Below are 16384 nucleotides of genomic sequence, written 5' to 3' on the forward strand. Positions count from 1 at the left end.
CCCGGATCGTAGGCCGCTCCGGGCCGCGGCGGTGGTCATCGCGGGCGCGTGGCGTGCCGGACCACACCGACGGGCGACCGCGTTGCGGGCGGGGAAATACCGGTCAGTTCCCGGGCCGCCCCTGACCCTGTCCTTGCCCTTGGCCCTGTCCCTGCCCGTCTCCGGGCGGCGGCTGGCCCTCCTCACCGGGAGGCGGCGGTGCGGGCGGCGCGGTGCCGCTGCTGACCGTCAGGATGATCGTCTCGCCGGGCAGCGCCGAGCCGTTGGGGCTCTGCCCGACCACCGTGCCCTTCTCCGCCGCGTTGTCGACGGTGCGGGTGGAGACCGACCAGTTCGCCTTCTGCAGGATGCCCCTGGCGTCGTTGAGGCTGCGGCCCACGACGTCGGGCACGCGGGTGGCGGCGCCCCCCTCCAGGTACTTGCTGACCGGCACCGGCAGCGGGAGCACGGGCTGGCCCTCGAGGTAGGGCTTCATCGTGCCGAACCACGTCTTGGCGGGTGTGCCACCACCGAAGATGTTGCCGCTGCCGCAGGCGAACGGCGACTTGGCGCCGACGCAGAGCGGCCGCGGCGAGCTGGAGTTGTCGAACGTGATCACAGCACCGGCCAGCTGCGGCACGATGCCGACGAACGCGGCCGACTTGTGCTGCTGGGTGGTGCCCGTCTTGCCTGCCATCGGCCGCTTCCACCCCACCGAGCCCGCCGCGCCCGCCGCCGTGCCGTTGACGTCGTCCTTGCTCAGCCCGACCATCAGCGTGTCGGCCAGCCCGGGGTCGACGGCCTGCTCGCAGGGCGCCTCCGTGAGCGGCACCGGCGCGCCGGCCTGATCGGTGATCGACTCGATGGGCGACGGCGGGCACCACTTGCCGTGGCTCGCCAGCGTGGCGCCTACGTTGGCCAGCTCCAGCACGCTGGTGGGGCTCACGCCGAGGGTGAACGACGCGAGCTTCTGGTCCTTGGTGACCTCGGCGATGGAACGGTCGGTGACCTTGCCGCTGTTCGGGTCGATGAACGGCGTGGTGGCCAGCGACTTCATCCCCAGCCGCACGGCCATGTCGACGACGGGCGGGACGCCGGTGAACTCCTCGAGCTTCACGAACGCGGTGTTCGGCGACTGCGCGAGCGCGTCCTGCAGCGACATCCGGTCCGGGAGCGGGCCTGCGTTGGCGTTGGCCACCGGGAACGGCTTGCCGTTGGCGTCGGTGTAGATCGGGGACGCGTAACCGCTCGGCGGCACCGCCAGCTGGTAGTTGATGCCGAGGCCCTTCTCCAGGGCCGTGGCGGCGGTGAAGATCTTGAACGTGGAGCCGGCACCGAGGTTGACCGGCTCGTACGGCAGCCCGTAGCTCGTCTCGAGCTGTTCGGCGTCGAGGCCGTAGGTGCGGCTCGACCCCATCGCGATGACCTTGTGCTTGTCCTGGCCCGGCGCCACCATCGACATGACGTTGGCGACGTTGGCCTGCTTGGGCGGCACCTCCGCGTTGAGGGAGGCCTTCATCTTCGTCATGGCGTCGCGGTCTAGCGTTGTTCTGATCGTGTAGCCGCCGCGGTCGATCTGGTCGGTGGTGAAACCGGCCGTGGTCAGGTACTCGACGACGTACTTGCAGAAGTAGCCGGCGTCACCGGCACCGATGCAGCCCCGGCTCTGGAGCACCAGCGGGTTGGCGATGCCCAGCGGGGACGTCAGCGCCGCCTGCATCTGCGTGTCGTCGATCATCTGCTGCTCGCGCATCTGCTTGATGACGAGGTTGCGCCGTTCCAGCGCGGCCTGCGGGTTGGTGAGCGGGTCGAACGCCGTGGTGCTGCGGACCATGCCGGCCAGCAGCGCCGCCTGCGGCACCGTCAGCTGATCGGCCGTGGTGTTGAAGTACGTGCGCGCCGCGGAGGCGATCCCGGCGGCCCCGTTGCCGAACGAGACGATGTTCAGGTAGCGGGTGAGGATCTCCTCCTTGCTCAGGTTGTGCTCCATCTGGAGCGCGATCTGCGCTTCCTTGAGCTTGCGGGCCGGGGTCTGCTCGGTGGCCTTGAGCCGCTCGGTGTCGGTCTTCGCCGTGACGTAGAGCGTGTAGTTCTTGACGTACTGCTGCGTGAGCGTGGACGCGCCCTGCACGACGTCGCCGCTCGTGGAGTTGGCGATCAGCGCCCGGATCGTGCCCTGCCAGTCGACGCCCTGGTGCTGGTAGAAGCGCCGGTCCTCGATGGCCACGATGGCGGCCTTCATCGCCGCCGAGATCTGCGACGCCGAGACGGGCGTGCGGTTCTGGTTGGTCTCGAAGAAGCGGGCGATCGGGGCCCCGGCCGAGTCGGTGACGACGGTGGTGCGCGGCACCGGCCCGTCGACGAGGTCGGTGGACACCGTGTTGACGCTGTCGCCCGCGTCGTTGGACACGAGCCCGACACCCGCGACGATCGGGAACGTCATCCCCGCGATGATCACCCCTGCGACCAGGCAGAGTGCGAGCAGCAAGCCGATCGGACGCGCACGCCTGCGAGGGGAGCTCACAAACGGTCAGACTACGCGGAACCACGTGATCGGTCCGTCAGGTCGACAACGGCAGAAGTTGAGTACTTCTACTCGGTATCAGGTGGAACCTCCGGCTCCCAGAATTCGTCTGTGCTGGTCATGACGACCACATCGACGACGAGGGAGCGACCATGGCGGGCCGGTGGAACTGGCGGATGGCCGCGCGGTGCCGTACGACCGACGCCGAGGAGCTCTTCGTGACGGGCGCTCGCCAGCGGGAGGCGCGGCAGTTCTGCCGCACGTGCCCTGTGCGAGCCGAATGCCTGGCGCACGCGCTCGACGAGGGCATCGAGTTCGGGGTGTGGGGTGGCATGACCGAGCGGGAGCGCCGGGCGCTGCTGCGATCGCGCCCGGATGTCGACTCCTGGTCGGATCTGCTGGAGCAGGCCCGCGACGCGCACTACGGCGGTGCGGGCGAGCACGTCGACGACGACGTGGAGCTCGACCGCACCGGCTGAGGGCTGTCAGCGGGCCTTGCGCAGGGGCTGCTGCACCGGAGTTGGCGGCGCCGGTGCGGCCTCGACGGGAGCGGCGGCCGATGCGAGCCGGGCGCCGATCTCGCGCAACCCGCCGAGGTCGGTCACGTCCTCGGCCACCACCGGCACCCGGCTCACCGCAACGGAGGGGTGCGCGCTGGTGAAACGGGCCAGCAGCCGCTCCTCGCGCTCGGCGAGGTCCACGCGGTCAGCGTGCAGCCGCAACACGGCCGCGGCCAGCGGCGCGCCGCGCAGCTCGTCGGCCACCGTGCGGGCCTTCGTGGCCGACAGCTCGGCCAGCACCGGGTGCGTGCGGTTGAGCACGAGCCCGGCCAGCGGCATCTCCTCTGCGGAGAGCCGGTCCACGAAGTAGGCGGCCTCCCGCAGCGCGTCCGGCTCCGGGGCGGCCACCACCACGAACGCGGTGCCCGGCGAGCGCAGCAGCTGGTAGGTGGCCGTGGCGCGCTCGCGGAAGCCGCCGAACATCGTGTCGAACGCCTGCACGAACGACGACGCGTCGGCGAGCAGCTGGCCGCCGAGGATGGTGGACACGGCCTTGGCGAACAGCGCGAACCCGGCGCCCACGATCTTCATCAGCCCCCGGCCGCCGGCACGTGCGGGTGCCGACAGCAACCGGATCATGCGGCCGTCGAGGAACGTCGACATGCGCTGCGGGGCGTCGAGGAAGTCCAGCGCCGAGCGCGACGGCGGGGTGTCGACCACGATCAGGTCCCACTCACCGGTGGCCGCGAGCTGCCCGAGCTTCTCCATCGCCATGTACTCCTGCGTTCCCGAGAACGAGGAGGAGATGGTCTGGTAGAAGGGGTTCGCGATGATCTTCTCGGCGCGGTCGGGCTCCGAGTGGGCCTGCACCATCTCGTCGAAGGTGCGTCGCATGTCGAGCATCATCGCGTGCAGCTCACCGCGGTTCCCGCCGGCGCCGGAACCGCCGATGCCCTCGACCCGACCGGGCTCGTTCGACAGCGCCGCCAGGCCCAGCGCCTGCGCGAGCCGCTTGGCCGGGTCGATGGTGAGCACGACCGTGCGCCTGCCACGCTCGGCGGCCCGGATCGCCAGCGCCGCCGACGTGGTGGTCTTGCCCACCCCACCGGAGCCGCAGCAGACGATGACGCGGGTGGCCGCGTCGTCGAGGAGCGTGTCGATGTCCAGGGCCTGCGGCGCCTTCGACGGGCTCATGCCGACACCTCCGCAACGGCGCCGACGCCGTACTCGCGCAGTTCCTCGGCCAGCTCGTAGAGCGAACCGAGATCGATTCCCTCGATCACCCGCGGCAGCTCGATCCGGGGCAGCGGCCGCACCGGCTCGGCATCGAGCCGGGCCAGTGCCATCGCCTCACCGTGCACGCGCACGGCGTGTTCGACCGTCTCGGCCACGAGCCCGTCGATCACGTCCGGCGGCAGGTCCAGGCCGGCCGAGGCCAGGCCCGAGCGGATCCGGTCGGCGTCGACGCGACCCCCGGCCGCAGCCGCGACGGAGCGATCGGGCAGCCACTGCGGCCGCACCTGGTTGGCGACGACGACGCCGGGACGCATGCCCTTGGCGCTGAGCTCGTCGACGGTCTCGAGCGTCTCGGTGACGGGCAGGTCCTCCAGCAGCGTGACCAGGTGGACGGCCGTGAGCGGCGAGTGCAGCAGCTCCACGACGCCCTTGGCCTGCGTGTGGATCGGGCCGCTCTTCGCGAGGTCGGCCATCGCGGCCGTGACGTCCAGGAAGCTCACCACGCGCCCGGTCGGTGGCGCGTCGAGCACCACGGCGTCGTAGACCGGGCTGCCGTCGCGCTCCTTGCGCCCGACGCACTCCTTGACCTTGCCGGTGAGCAGGACGTCGCGCAGGCCAGGCGCGAGCGTGGTGGCGAACTCGATCGCACCCATGCGGCGCAGCGTGCGCCCGGCCATGCCCAGCCGGTAGAACAGCTCGAAGTACTCCAGCAGCGCGGCCTCGGCGTCGATCGCCAGCGCGCGCACCTCGCCGCCGCCGGGCGCCACGGCGATCTTGCGCTCCTCGTAGGGGAGCGGCGGGGTGTCGAACAGCTGGGCGATGCCCTGGCGGCCCTCCACCTCGATGAGCAGGGTGCGCTTGCCACCCGTGGCGAGCGCCAGTGCGAGCGCGGCGGCCACCGTGGTCTTGCCGGTGCCGCCCTTCCCCGTCACGACATGCAGGCGGGCGGCCGACAGTGCTGCTGGCCACGCGGTTGAGGTCACTCCACCAGGTTAATCGGGCCGACGCCGCCCGGCCGCCCGAACGGGATGAGGCGCTGACTACAGTCTCAGGCCATGAGCTCCCCCGGTTCGGCCGCGACGAAGTGGGAATACCTCACAGCGCCGGTCCTGATCCACAGCACCCAGGCCATCCTCAACAACTTCGGCCGCGACGGCTGGGAGCTGGTGACGGTCACGACCGGCGCCAACCCCGAGCAGCTCGTCGCGTGGTTCAAGCGCCCGGCGCAGGGCTGATCGGATGGCTTCCGTCAGCAGCCCCTCCGCCCGCCTGCGTGAGCTCGACATCACACTGCCGGGTGTCGCCGCACCGGCTGGTTCCTACGTCCCCGCTCGCCGCACCGGCACGCTCGTCTTCACCGCGGGCCAGGTGCCGTTCGTCGACGGCAAGCTCGCCGGCTCGGGCAAGGTCGGCGCCGCGGTCACCGCCGAGGACGCCAACGCGCTCGCCCGCATCTGCGCGATCAACGCGCTCGCCGCGGTCGACGCGCTGGTCGGCATCGACAACGTGGTGGGTGTCGTGAAGGTCGTCGGGTTCGTGGCGTCGGCCCCCGGCTTCAACGGCCAGCCAGGTGTGATCAACGGCGCGTCCGACGTGCTCAAGGAGATCTTCGGCGACGCGGGCGCGCACGCCCGCTCAGCCGTCGGCGTCTCCGAGCTCCCGCTCGACGCCCCCGTCGAGGTCGAGATCATCGTCGAGGTTTCCGCCCCGTGACACCAGGGGCCCAGCCCCTGTGGAGGTAGTTCCATGACCGCCGCTGATCAGGCATGCCACGACCTGCTCGTCCGGCTCGCCGGGCGGCTGCCCGACGAGCTGTTGTGGCGGCTGCGCGACTGGTTGGCGGCGGGCGGCCGCTCCGCGATCAGCGCGGTGCTGCCCCGCGAGCTGCTGCGCAACCGCGTCGGCCTCGCCGAGGACGAGCGCGACCTGCTGGGTGCCACCGCGGGTGAGTGGGGTGCCTCCCGGCGCCTGATCGACGCCGTGCTGCCGCTGCACGTTCCCGACGAGCCCACCGCCGCGTTCCACCCGGATTCCGGTGCCGTCGACCAGGCCGCGCTCAGCGTGCTGGCCGTCGTCCGCGGCCACGCGGGGTGCGTCGAGCTGCGGCAGGCATGGCGGTCCGGAGCGCGCCGACAGCAGCGTGTGGTGCTCGTCCACGGCGCCGAACGGCCGTGGGTGCTCACCGGAACGTTGCAACGGGTCCTGCGGGCGCACGGTGACCGCACACCGTGCGTGGAGGTGCTCCCACCGCACGGGGAGCCCCCGGCCTACCACCAGGCAGCCATCATCGGATCGGCCCCGCTGTGGCGTTCCCCCGTCGTGGCAGGGATGGCACAGGCGGGCGTGTGAACGCCGGAACCGGAGGAGGTCACGTGGACGAGCGCACGGCGGCGGAGTCGACGCACGACCTGCTGCTCGCGCTGGCCGGCCGGGTGGACGACGACATGCTCGGCTGGGCTCGCGAGCTCGCGGCCGTCGGCGAGGACGCCCGTGCCGTCGAGCTGCTCACCGCGAGCCTGCTCGCCGAGGGCACCGGCCTGCCGGAACCGGTCCACGCCGCACTGGTCGCCGCGGGTCGGGCGGCCCGGGTCGATCCCGACGCCGCCACGCTGCCCATCGGTGGCCTCGACGAGTTCACCGTGCACCGGTTCGACCACGAAGCCGGCGCCGGGCCCGACGTCGCCGCCGCTGTGCGCGCGTTGCCGGCCCGCCAGCTGCGCGACTGCCGCGTCCTGCTCACCTGGCGCCTGACGCCCGCGGGGTCCGCACCGGGCCCGTTGCCGCACCCGGTGCTGCTCGTGGAGGTCGACGCGGGTGGCCCGCCCACCGACGTGCTGGCCTACCAGCTCGCCGTCGCACTGGAGCGAGCCGGCGCGCAGGCCTCCGTCGAGGTGCTCACCGCCGGTCGTCCGCTGTCGGCCTACCACGCAGCGGCCCTGCGCAACGCCGTCCCGGCCCGTCCCGACGAGCCGGCCGCCGACGTCGCGGCCCACCACGCGCTGGAGCTGCCGACGCCCCTCGACGCAGCGCACGTCGAGGCGCGCGCCGGGTCCGATCACGACGGGCCCGATCACGACGACGATCGGTTCGACGCCCCGCTGCCCTCCCCCCTGTTCCCACCCGGAAGCGATCCGCTCGCCGATCCGATGCCCGTCTCGCCGCTGCCCGCCGCCCGAACGGACGCAGACGCCGCAGGGCTGGGCGACGACGGCCATCCGTCGGAGTCGTACGCGGCCGAGGAGTACGCGCCCGAGGAGTACCCGGAAGCGGAGTACGAGCCGGACGAGCAGCACCGCCCGAAGCCGACGGCCCCGCCGCGGCCCACGCCGGTTTCCACCGGGCCGATGCAGACAGCCAGGAACCCCCTGTTCCAGGACCGGCCCGAGGATTCGATCGATCGGCCCCAATACGAGAGATCCCAGGACGAGACACCTCAGTACGAGACATCCCTGGACGACCGTGACGGCACGCCCGACGCTGCGGTGCCGCTCGACCAGGACGGCCAGGAGCAGGTTCACCTGCGCCCCGAGCCGCCATCGGTCGATGCCGCCCTGCCAGCAGCCGACGAGCCCCTGCACTCGCCGCTCACGGCACCGCTGCAGACCCCCGCGCCGTCAGCGGAGCAGGAGCCGCTGCCCCCGCCGGTGCCGATCCGCGCCGTGCCCGATCCGGGAGGCAGGCGCAGGCGGTCCGTGCCCGCGGACGACGTCGCGCCCGATCCGATCCCGCGACCGGCCCCCCGACCCGTTCCCGGGCGCGGTCCGCAGCGACGGCAGATCGTCACGCCGATCTCGCGCAACTCCGCGCCGAGCCCGATCCCGCTGGTGCGCCGCGACGGGACGCCACCGAGCCCCCGCGCACTGCAGCCGGTATCCGGTGATCCCGAGCCGTCCGCCGGCCGCGGTCCCGACGAGGCACGGCCCGGTGCGGCGTTCGCGGCACTCGACGACCCGCTTGCGGGCCCGCTGAACGAGCCACTCCTGGAGGCCCGGCTCGAGCCCACGATCCTCGAGAGCGATCCGCTGGGCCTCGGCGACATCCGGCCGGTCGATCCACCCGCCCCCGTCGATCGGGACGAGGCCACGAGCTCCCCGGTGGTCGAGCCCACCGACGAGCGCTGGGCGAAGGAGTGGGCGTCGGGATCGTGGGCGATGGCGCCGTCGGCGCTGGTCGACAGCACGCCCGCCACCCGCACCGACGAGGCGCCCACCCAGCCCGAGCAGGGTGGCAGGCGCCGGGCCCGCCATCGCTCCGGTGACGAGGACCTCGTCGCAGCGGCAGCACCGGTCGCGGAGCCCGAGGAGCGCGCCGTCGAGGCTGCCGAGGGGCACGCCGAGGCGGACCGGGAAGCCGATGAGCCGGCGGCTGCGGTCGAGAGCGTGTCCCCACCCTCGGATCAGCAGGTGTCCTCCCCACAGCCGGCACCCCACCAGCCACCGGCGCAGCGATCCCCGTCGCCGGTGCCCTCTCCGCCGCGCGGCATCCCGCAGGAGACACCGGAACTGCAGTTGCGGCCCGAGTCGCTGGCCCGACTGAGCGAGGCCGACCGGGAGCTGCTCGCCCGGCTGCAGGCCGAGCTGGGACAGGGCCGCAAGCCCCGCGTGACGCGGCGGGCGGGGGTGGCAGGGGTGCCCACGAACGGCTCAGCCACCAACGGGTCTCCGGGCAACGGCTCCGGCCCGACCAACGGTCACGGCGGCGGCGGGCCCGACATGTCGGGCTGAGGCTCTCAGCCCCGGCCCAGCACCCGCACCTGCTCCACGACCTCCTGCAGGCGCAGCCCGTGTGCTGCATCCAGTGCCGGCGCCGGGCCGGTGCCCCGCACCGCGGCCACGAGCTCGTCGACGAGCCGGGTGAAGCAGCCGCGGGCGTCGGCCGACCGCTCGGCCAGCCGGTGGCGTCCGGCGCCGCCGAAGACCGTGAACTCGATCTCCGACGGGTCGATGGGCATGCGCAGCGAGATCACGGACGTGCTGCGCGCCCCACCGGCGTGGAGGAGCCCGAACCGGGTGAGGTCGGGCTCGCCGCGGTGCACCCATTCCACCTCGCTGACGGGGCCGAGCGCGGCGTCGAGCAGGTCGATCACGTGCGGGCCGATGTCGAGCAGCGCGCCGTGCTCACCGCGCCACGGCGACGTCGCGAACGGCCCGCCCAGCAGCGCGCCCGACAGCCAGCGCGCGGAGCCGACCGTGTCGATCCCGGCCGTGGCGGTCGGGATGTCGGCGAGCCATTTCTGCACGTCCGGGTCGTGGCGCAGCGTCAGCACCATCGACGAGAGCACGCCGGCCCGCTCCACGGCGGCAGCAACGGCACGGGCGGCGTCCAGGGTGTCGGCGAGCGGCTTCTCGCAGATCAGGTGCCGGCCTGCCGCGGCGGCGCGGACGGCGAGCTCGCCCTGGGCCTGCGGCGGCACCGCGAAGGCCACCACGTCGACGTCGGCGAACAGCTCGTCCGGGTCGGCGACGGCGTGCGTGCCGAACTGGGCGGCCAGCTCCGCGGTGACCTCCGGGCGGCGCGCCCACACCGCTGCGAACTCGACATCGGGATGGGCCGCCAGTGCCGGCCCGTGCACCAGGCGGGCCCAGGGCCCACCGCCGACCAGACCGACGCGTAGACGTTCCACGCACCCCATCCTGCCGTTCGCGGGGTTAATGTCCGACGGTGACCTCCGCTCCCGCCATCCCGCGGCCGGCGGCGACCGTGCTGCTGGTCCGCGATCATCCGAGCCCGGCGCCCGGGCGCTCTGCGCTGCAGGTATTCCTGCAACGTCGCGTCGCAGGCATGGCCTTCGCCGGCGGGATGACCGTGTTCCCCGGTGGCGGTGTCGATGACGCCGACCACGCCGACGACATCACGTGGAACGGCCCCGGGCCCGAGGTGTGGGCCGATCGGCTCGCCTGTGACGTGGATCTCGCAGGCGCCTTCGTGCGTGCCGCGGTCCGGGAGACGTTCGAGGAGTGCGGGGTCCTGCTCGCCGATCCCCGCCCCGACGCCGCCGCGCTGCAGCACGAGCGCGCCGAGCTCGTGAGCCGCCGCCGGTCGCTGGGCCAGGTGCTCACGGGCGCCGGGCTGGTGCTGCGTTCGGACCTGCTGCGCGCCTGGGCCCGCTGGGTCACCCCCGAGGAGTCCCCGAAGCGCTACGACACCGCGTTCTTCGTCGCGCTCGTGCCGCCGGGGCAGGAGGCCGACGCCCACACCAGCGAGGCCGTCGAGGCCACCTGGTGGCATCCCGACGACGCGCTGGCGAGCTGGGAGGCGGGCGAGATGAAGCTCATGCCCCCCACGTTCCACTCGCTGCGGGAGATCGCCGAGCTGCCCGACAGCGCCGCGGTGCTCGCCGCCGCCGAGGAGCGCGTGGTGCGGCCGGTGATCCCGCGCGTGCGCCGCGAGGGCGACCGGATCGTCGTCGTGCTGCCCGATCACCCGGACTACGACGTTGCTGCCAACCACCTGACCCCAGGAGGGCGTCGCTGATGACCCACCCGTCCTACGGCGAGCTCCGCACCGTCACGCCGCTGGCGTCCGTGCTGCTCGAACGCAACCCCGGCATGATGACGCTGGAGGGCACCAACACGTGGGTGCTGCGCGCGCCCGGCGTCGAGGAGTGCGTGGTGGTCGATCCCGGCGAGGACGACGAGGAGCACCTGCGCCGGGTGGCCGAGGCCGGCCCGATCGCGCTCGTGCTCATCACGCACCACCACCACGACCACGTCGGGGGCGCGCGACGCCTCGCCGACCGCACCGGGGCCCCGGTGCGGGCAATCGACCCGGCGCTGACGATCGGGGCCGAGCCGTTCGTCGGCGGCGAGGTCATCACGGCCGCCGGCGTCGAGCTGCAGGTGGTGACCACACCGGGGCACACGTCCGACTCGGTGTCGTTCCTGCTGGACGGCCCGGATGCGCCGCAGGCCGTGCTCACCGGCGACACGATCCTGGGCCGCGGCACCACCGTCATCGCGCACCCCGACGGCTCGCTGGGCCCCTACCTCGACTCCCTGCGCCTGCTGGCCGGGCTGCCCGACGGCACCCCGGTGCTGCCCGGCCACGGCCCGGAACTGCCGGACGCCGCCGCGGTGGCGGGGATGTACCTCGCGCACCGGGAGCAGCGGCTCGACCAGGTGCGCGGGGCGCTCACGAAGCTCGGAGCCGACGCCACGCCCGTCGAGGTGGTTGAGCTGGTCTACGCCGACGTCGACCGCTCGCTGTGGCCGGCTGCGGAGCTGTCGGTGCGGGCGCAGCTGGAGCACCTGCGGGGCTGAGCGGCCGCCTGCTCGGAACGGTGTCCAGCCCGTTCCCGAACTGCAGCATGGTGGCCATCCAAGCGTTCAGTCGCAGGATGGCCACCATGCTGCGATCCCGGGGGTGGTGGGCGGCCCGCGCTCAGGCCGCCGCCACCGCCACCACCGGCGGGGCCGGGGCCAGTGACATGCGGCGCGCCCAGATCACGGCGGCCATCACGATCCCGGCGATCCCGCCCACGAGGAACGCGGCGGGCGGGCCGGACGCCTCGACGACGACACCCGCCACCGACTGGCCCACGGCCAGGCCGAGGGTGGCCGCGGTGATGACCCAACCCCACGCCTCGGTGGTGGTGCCGGCAGGCGCGGCGATGTCGACCAGCATCGAGTGGGCGGTGACCTGCGGCGTGATCAGCGCGCCCGCCATCAGCATCGCCACGACCAGCACCGGGATCGAGCCGAGCGGGCCGGTGAGCGCCATCGCGGCCACGCAGCAGCCGAACGCCACGAGCAGCACCGGCATTCGCAGGTGCAGCGGGCGCGGCCACGGTCGCATCGAGTAGGCGATGCCGGCGAGCACCGAGGTGACCGACCACGCCGACAGCAGCACCCCACCCATCGCGGGCGCACCGGCAGCGGCCGTGACCGCGGGGACACCGACCTCGACCGAGCCGACGACGAGCCCGAAGCCGAGCGAGGCGAGCGTGACCGTCCGCATGCCGGGGTGCGCCAGCGCACCCAGCAGCCCGACGGACGGGCCCCGCGGCGCGATCTCCTGGGTCCGGACCGCGCGGCTCAGCGCGAACCCGATCGCGCCGAGCACCATGGCCACGGTGGCGATCAGCAAGCCCGTACCCGGCCACGGCGCGGTGACCAGGAACGCGGCGAGCGCCGGCCCGAGTATGAAGAAGACCTCCAGGCTGATCGCCTCGTAGCTGTACGCGGCGTCGCGGCGGGGACCGACCGGCACGAGCACGCTCCACAGCGTTCGGGACGCGCCCGGCAGCGCCGGTTCGACGAAGCCGGCCACCACGGCGAGCAGCACGACCAGCGCGAGGGGCTGCGCCGTCTCGACGGCCGTCACCAGCCCGGTGACGGCCAGCGCGAACAGCCCCGCGGCGATCAGGAGCGGGCGGCTGGCGCCGAGGCGGTCCATCACCCGGCCCTGCAGCACCGATCCCAGCGACACGCCGGCCAGCTCACCGGCCGACACCAGCCCCGCCGCCGCGAACGAGCCCGTCGCGCGCTGCACGTAGAGCAGGGTGGCGAGACCGAGCATCGCGATCGGCAGCCTGCCGAGCGCGGACGCGAGCACCGGCACCAGGGCGCCGGGAGAGGTCAGTGCGGCGCGGTAGTCGGCGAGCGAGGCGGAGGAGGACACCCGAGCAGGATCGCACATTCTGGTACGGACGTACCACTTTTTTCTCCGGACGCGACGAAGAGCACCCCCACCACCGGCAGGAGTGCTCTTCGGTCGAACTGCTACCCGCTAGCGGGCGCGGCGCGCCAGCCGCTCAGGCTCGAGGATCAGCACGCTCTTGCCCTCCAGTCGCAGCCAGCCACGGTGGGCGAAGTCGGCGAGCGCCTTGTTCACCGTCTCCCGGCTCGCGCCGACGAGCTGGGCGATCTCCTCCTGCGTGAGGTCGTGCGTGACCCGCAGCAGCCCCGACTCCTGTGAGCCGAACTGACGCGCGAGCTGCAGCAGCGACTTCGCCACGCGACCCGGCACGTCGGTGAAGATCAGGTCGGCCAGCATGTTGTTGGTGCGGCGCAACCGGCGCGCCAGCACCCGCAGGAGCTGCTCCGCGATCTCCGGCCGCTTGCCGATCCACTCCCGCAGCGCCGCCCGGTCCATCGTGTAGGCGCGCACCTCGGTCACGGCCGTTGCCGACGACGTGCGCGGCCCCGGGTCGAAGATGGAGAGCTCGCCGAACATGTCGGACGGACCTGCCACCATCAGCAGGTTCTCCCGGCCGTCCGGCGACTTGCGCCCGATCTTGACCTTGCCGCTTCCGACGATGTACAGCCGGTCGCCCGGCTCGCCCTCAGCGAAGATCACGTGCCCCCGCGGGAACTCCGTGGGCTCGAGCGCCTCGGCCAGCGCGTCGGCCGCATGGGGCTCGACGCCCTGGAAGATCCCCGCGCGGATCAGAATCTCGTCCACTGCACCGCTCCTCGTTCCGGCCGCTGCCCCGCGGCGGATCATCGGCGCGCCAGTCTAGGGGGTCCACCCACCGTCTGTGACGTCGCAAGGGTCGTTTCGGCTGCCCGTACGGGCGACATCATTGTGTCAGGCGCCCCTGAACGGGGAACGAGGCCACCCGGAACACGCCAAAGGCGATGCTCAGGCCGCTTTGCTCCGCTTTGTCGACTTGCGTCCACGCGGGTTGCGACTGCGGAGCCGGAACAGCTCGAGCGCCCGCCCGGTGCCCTGCCGGAACAGGGCGCGCACCTCGTCGGGACGTGGCCGATCGAGGAGCTCGTCGAGCTCCTCGGGACGCACGGTGGACTCCCGCAGCTTGGACTCGACCCGCTCCATTCCGAGCGCGAAGAACATCACCAGCAGCGGCACGAGGACGGACATCCAGGCAGTCATGACGGAGAGATGGTCGCGCACGAACCCTCACGATGGGACATCGGGGGGTCGGCGCGTCACCGCGCCGTGACCAATTCGTGATGAGACGTGACCGTGGGCGACGGGCCGTCGGGGTGTCGTCGTACCCTCGACATCGTGACGACGGCCCCCACCGATGCCCTTTCCCGCAACGCGGCACGGCTGGCCAAGCGGGTGGCCGCGGGCGAGCCGGCACTCGGCCGCGCGCGCCGGGTCGGGCGCATGCTCCGCACGCTCGCCACCACCCACACCGACGCGCACTGCGAGCTGGATTTCCAGACTCCGCTCGAGCTCGCCGTGGCCACCATCCTGTCGGCGCAGAGCACCGACAAGCTGGTCAACACCGTCACCCCGGCCCTGAACGCGTACTACCCGTCGGCGCTGGCCTACGCGCAGGCCGATCGCGCCGAGCTCGAAACGATGATCCACAGCACCGGCTTCTTCCGGAACAAGGCCAACTCGCTCATCGGGCTCGGTGCCGCCGTCGTCGAGAAGCACGACGGCGTGCTGCCCCACACCCTCGATGAGCTCGTCGCACTGCCCGGCATCGGCCGCAAGACGGCCAACGTCATCCTGGGCAACGCCTTCGACATCCCCGGCATCACGGTCGACACGCACTTCGGCCGGCTCGTCCGGCGGTGGGGCTGGACGGCCGAGGAGGATCCCGTCAAGGTCGAGCACGCGATCGGCGCGATGGTGCCGAAGCGCGACTGGACGATCGTGTCCCACCAGGTGATCTTCCACGGCCGTCGGGTCTGCCACGCCAAGAAGCCGGCCTGCGGGGCGTGCACGCTCGCGGCCGACTGCCCGTCCTACGGCACCGGCCCCACCGATCCCGGACTGGCCGCAGCGCTGGTCAAGGGCCCGTCGCGGCCGCACCTGCTCGAACTGGTCGGCCTCCCGTCCGACGAGCCGGTGGCGCAGGGAGCCAGATGACCTCCGCCCGGGCCCGGCCGCGGCGCTCGGAGCTGATCACCACCGCTGTCGTCGTGGTACTGCTGGGCCTCGGGGTGTTCGCGTTGTGGCCCCGCGGCGGCCCCACCCCGCAGGCGCCCGCCTCCGACAGCACGTCGACCACCCCCACCGCCGTCTCGGTTCCCGACGCCGAGCTGGCCCCGCTGCGGGCCACGGCGGCGCTGGCGGCGTGCCCGGCCGCAGGCGGCACCACTCCGGCGGGGCCGCTGGCCGGTGTCACCGTGCCCTGCCTGGGCGCTCCCGGTGGCGTCACGCTCGGCCCGGCGCTGGCCGGGCGCACCACGCTGATCAACGTCTGGGCGTCGTGGTGCGGCCCGTGCCGCGACGAGCTGCCCGTGCTCGCGCAGTACGCGGCCCGGCCCGGCGCCGTCGCCGTGCTGGGTGTCGACGTCCGCGACGACCCGCGCCCGGCCCTGCAACTGCTGGCCGACCTGCACGTCACGCTGCCGTCGGTGAGCGATACCGACGGCGCGCTGCGGTCGGCGCTCAAGCTCCCGCCCGCCGTGCCGGTGAGCTACCTCGTACGCCCCGACGGCAGCGTCGCCATGGTCGACCCGCCGGTGCCCTTCCGCAGCGCTGACGACGTCGCAGCGGCTGTGGAACGGCTCTCGTGAGCGCCGGCCTGCGGCCCGAGGAGGCGCCCGCCTGGCTGACGCCCCTGCTCACCGCGGTGCGCGACGTCGATGCTGCCGCACTGAGCCTGCACCGCATCCCGCCGCCTGCGGGTGGGCGGCGAGCTGCGGTGCTCGTCCTGTTCGGCAACGACCAGGGGCACGGTCCCGATGTCCTGCTCACCGAGCGCGCCAGCACGTTGCGCGCTCACGCCGGGCAGGTCTCGTTCCCCGGCGGCAGCGCCGATCCTGGCGATGCCGGACCGGTGGCCACCGCGCTGCGGGAGGCGGAGGAGGAGACCGGCGCCGACCCGTCCGGGGTGGTGCCGCTGGCCGAGCTGCCGGAGCTGTTCATCCCACCGTCCGGCTTCGTGGTGCGGCCGATCATCGCCCACTGGGCCCGGCCGAGCGCCGTGCACGCCGTCGATGCAGGCGAGACGGCCAGGGTCGTGCGGGTGTCGCTGGACCAGCTCGCCGAGCCGGCCAACCGGATCTCCGTGGGTCATCCGTCCGGGTTCACCGGCCCCGCCTTCGTCGTGGCGGGCCTGCTCGTGTGGGGGTTCACGGGGGGCATATTGTCCGCGCTGTTGGATCTGGGGGGCTGGGCACGCCCATGGGCCGCCGACCGGATCCTGAACCTGGACGAGGCGTGGTCCGCGGCGAGAGCCGGTCGGCAGGAGGTCGCGGGATCATGAGCGAGGTCACAC

Annotated in this window: 17 protein-coding genes; 10 read left to right on the forward strand and 7 right to left on the reverse strand. The window is 73.1% G+C overall.

What is annotated here, in order from left to right; translation table 11 throughout:
• Nucleotides 1–103: 103 nt before the first annotated feature.
• The gene (locus ACFPFQ_RS07605; protein ID WP_379616210.1) at nucleotides 104–2422 is read right to left on the reverse strand and encodes a penicillin-binding protein; all 2319 of its coding nucleotides are present in this window, start codon (nucleotides 2420–2422) and stop codon (nucleotides 104–106) included.
• 233 nt (nucleotides 2423–2655) lie between these two features.
• On the opposite strand from ACFPFQ_RS07605, the gene ACFPFQ_RS07610 reads away from it, so the two are divergent.
• Complete coding sequence (locus ACFPFQ_RS07610) at nucleotides 2656–2982, forward strand: WhiB family transcriptional regulator (RefSeq protein ID WP_379616212.1); 327 nt, start codon at nucleotides 2656–2658, stop codon at nucleotides 2980–2982.
• Between the two features lie 6 nt (nucleotides 2983–2988).
• Here the strand turns inward: ACFPFQ_RS07610 and ACFPFQ_RS07615 are convergent, their stop codons facing one another.
• Together ACFPFQ_RS07615 and ACFPFQ_RS07620 are read right to left on the reverse strand one after the other, a co-directional pair.
• Entirely contained in the window at nucleotides 2989–4197 is a 1209-nt protein-coding gene (locus tag ACFPFQ_RS07615; protein WP_379616214.1) for an ArsA family ATPase, read from the reverse strand.
• Entirely contained in the window at nucleotides 4194–5222 is a 1029-nt protein-coding gene (locus ACFPFQ_RS07620) for an ArsA-related P-loop ATPase (protein WP_379616216.1), read from the reverse strand. The genes ACFPFQ_RS07615 and ACFPFQ_RS07620 overlap by 4 nt, the downstream gene beginning before the upstream one ends.
• A 72-nt stretch (nucleotides 5223–5294) precedes the next feature.
• On the opposite strand from ACFPFQ_RS07620, the gene ACFPFQ_RS07625 reads away from it, so the two are divergent.
• From ACFPFQ_RS07625 to ACFPFQ_RS07640, 4 genes are read left to right on the forward strand one after another with little or no spacing between them, the layout of a single operon-like run.
• Nucleotides 5295–5474: a hypothetical protein gene (locus ACFPFQ_RS07625; RefSeq protein ID WP_379616218.1), complete on the forward strand. Its 180-nt coding sequence runs from the start codon at nucleotides 5295–5297 to the stop codon at nucleotides 5472–5474.
• Nucleotides 5475–5478: 4 nt separating this feature from the next.
• Entirely contained in the window at nucleotides 5479–5952 is a 474-nt protein-coding gene (locus ACFPFQ_RS07630) for a RidA family protein (protein ID WP_379616220.1), read from the forward strand.
• A 33-nt stretch (nucleotides 5953–5985) separates the two neighbouring features.
• A complete protein-coding gene (locus ACFPFQ_RS07635) occupies nucleotides 5986–6588 on the forward strand; it encodes a hypothetical protein (protein WP_379616222.1) in 603 nt (200 codons plus the stop codon).
• A gap of 23 nt (nucleotides 6589–6611) precedes the next feature.
• Entirely contained in the window at nucleotides 6612–8963 is a 2352-nt protein-coding gene (locus tag ACFPFQ_RS07640) for a hypothetical protein (RefSeq protein ID WP_379616224.1), read from the forward strand.
• 5 nt (nucleotides 8964–8968) lie between these two features.
• Here the strand turns inward: ACFPFQ_RS07640 and ACFPFQ_RS07645 are convergent, their stop codons facing one another.
• Complete coding sequence (locus ACFPFQ_RS07645; RefSeq protein WP_379616226.1) at nucleotides 8969–9862, reverse strand: Gfo/Idh/MocA family protein; 894 nt, start codon at nucleotides 9860–9862, stop codon at nucleotides 8969–8971.
• A 38-nt stretch (nucleotides 9863–9900) separates the two neighbouring features.
• Here ACFPFQ_RS07645 and ACFPFQ_RS07650 point away from each other — a divergent pair, with 38 nt between their 5' ends.
• Together ACFPFQ_RS07650 and ACFPFQ_RS07655 are read left to right on the forward strand one after the other, a co-directional pair.
• The gene (locus ACFPFQ_RS07650; RefSeq protein WP_379616228.1) at nucleotides 9901–10713 is read left to right on the forward strand and encodes an NUDIX hydrolase; all 813 of its coding nucleotides are present in this window, start codon (nucleotides 9901–9903) and stop codon (nucleotides 10711–10713) included.
• Entirely contained in the window at nucleotides 10713–11498 is a 786-nt protein-coding gene (locus ACFPFQ_RS07655) for an MBL fold metallo-hydrolase (RefSeq protein ID WP_379616230.1), read from the forward strand. Before ACFPFQ_RS07650 ends, ACFPFQ_RS07655 begins: the two co-directional genes overlap by 1 nt.
• A gap of 121 nt (nucleotides 11499–11619) precedes the next feature.
• Here the strand turns inward: ACFPFQ_RS07655 and ACFPFQ_RS07660 are convergent, their stop codons facing one another.
• The 3 genes from ACFPFQ_RS07660 to ACFPFQ_RS07670 all read right to left on the reverse strand — a co-directional run bounded on the left by ACFPFQ_RS07660 (nucleotide 11620) and on the right by ACFPFQ_RS07670 (nucleotide 14073).
• Nucleotides 11620–12858, reverse strand: coding sequence for an MFS transporter (locus ACFPFQ_RS07660; RefSeq protein ID WP_379616232.1), 1239 nt, complete (start codon nucleotides 12856–12858; stop codon nucleotides 11620–11622).
• Nucleotides 12859–12966: 108 nt separating this feature from the next.
• Nucleotides 12967–13641: a Crp/Fnr family transcriptional regulator gene (locus ACFPFQ_RS07665; RefSeq protein ID WP_379616234.1), complete on the reverse strand. Its 675-nt coding sequence runs from the start codon at nucleotides 13639–13641 to the stop codon at nucleotides 12967–12969.
• 180 nt (nucleotides 13642–13821) lie between these two features.
• Nucleotides 13822–14073, reverse strand: coding sequence for a hypothetical protein (locus tag ACFPFQ_RS07670; RefSeq protein ID WP_379616236.1), 252 nt, complete (start codon nucleotides 14071–14073; stop codon nucleotides 13822–13824).
• Nucleotides 14074–14313: 240 nt separating this feature from the next.
• Between ACFPFQ_RS07670 and nth the strand changes: the two genes are divergently transcribed.
• The 3 genes from nth to ACFPFQ_RS07685 are packed head-to-tail and all read left to right on the forward strand — an operon-like array spanning nucleotide 14314 to nucleotide 16372.
• On the forward strand, nucleotides 14314–15027 hold the full coding sequence (nth, locus tag ACFPFQ_RS07675) for an endonuclease III (RefSeq protein ID WP_379616414.1): 714 nt from the start codon (nucleotides 14314–14316) through the stop codon (nucleotides 15025–15027).
• Nucleotides 15024–15680 (forward strand): TlpA family protein disulfide reductase, encoded by a 657-nt coding sequence (locus ACFPFQ_RS07680; protein ID WP_379616238.1) that lies wholly within the window; start codon nucleotides 15024–15026, stop codon nucleotides 15678–15680. Before nth ends, ACFPFQ_RS07680 begins: the two co-directional genes overlap by 4 nt.
• Nucleotides 15677–16372, forward strand: coding sequence for an NUDIX hydrolase (locus tag ACFPFQ_RS07685; RefSeq protein ID WP_379616240.1), 696 nt, complete (start codon nucleotides 15677–15679; stop codon nucleotides 16370–16372). The genes ACFPFQ_RS07680 and ACFPFQ_RS07685 overlap by 4 nt, the downstream gene beginning before the upstream one ends.
• The last annotated feature ends 12 nt before the right edge of the window (nucleotides 16373–16384 follow it).

Source organism: Pseudonocardia sp. GCM10023141 (assembly GCF_042653605.1).

Coding starts and splice junctions, on each gene's coding strand:
- ACFPFQ_RS07605 (WP_379616210.1), bottom strand. CDS start 2,422: ATGACGTTCCCGATCGTCGCGGGTGTCGGGCTCGTGTCCAACGACGCG.
- ACFPFQ_RS07610 (WP_379616212.1), top strand. CDS start 2,656: ATGGCGGGCCGGTGGAACTGGCGGATGGCCGCGCGGTGCCGTACGACC.
- ACFPFQ_RS07615 (WP_379616214.1), bottom strand. CDS start 4,197: ATGAGCCCGTCGAAGGCGCCGCAGGCCCTGGACATCGACACGCTCCTC.
- ACFPFQ_RS07625 (WP_379616218.1), top strand. CDS start 5,295: ATGAGCTCCCCCGGTTCGGCCGCGACGAAGTGGGAATACCTCACAGCG.
- ACFPFQ_RS07630 (WP_379616220.1), top strand. CDS start 5,479: ATGGCTTCCGTCAGCAGCCCCTCCGCCCGCCTGCGTGAGCTCGACATC.
- ACFPFQ_RS07635 (WP_379616222.1), top strand. CDS start 5,986: ATGACCGCCGCTGATCAGGCATGCCACGACCTGCTCGTCCGGCTCGCC.
- ACFPFQ_RS07655 (WP_379616230.1), top strand. CDS start 10,713: ATGACCCACCCGTCCTACGGCGAGCTCCGCACCGTCACGCCGCTGGCG.
- ACFPFQ_RS07670 (WP_379616236.1), bottom strand. CDS start 14,073: ATGACTGCCTGGATGTCCGTCCTCGTGCCGCTGCTGGTGATGTTCTTC.
- nth (WP_379616414.1), top strand. CDS start 14,314: ATGCTCCGCACGCTCGCCACCACCCACACCGACGCGCACTGCGAGCTG.
- ACFPFQ_RS07680 (WP_379616238.1), top strand. CDS start 15,024: ATGACCTCCGCCCGGGCCCGGCCGCGGCGCTCGGAGCTGATCACCACC.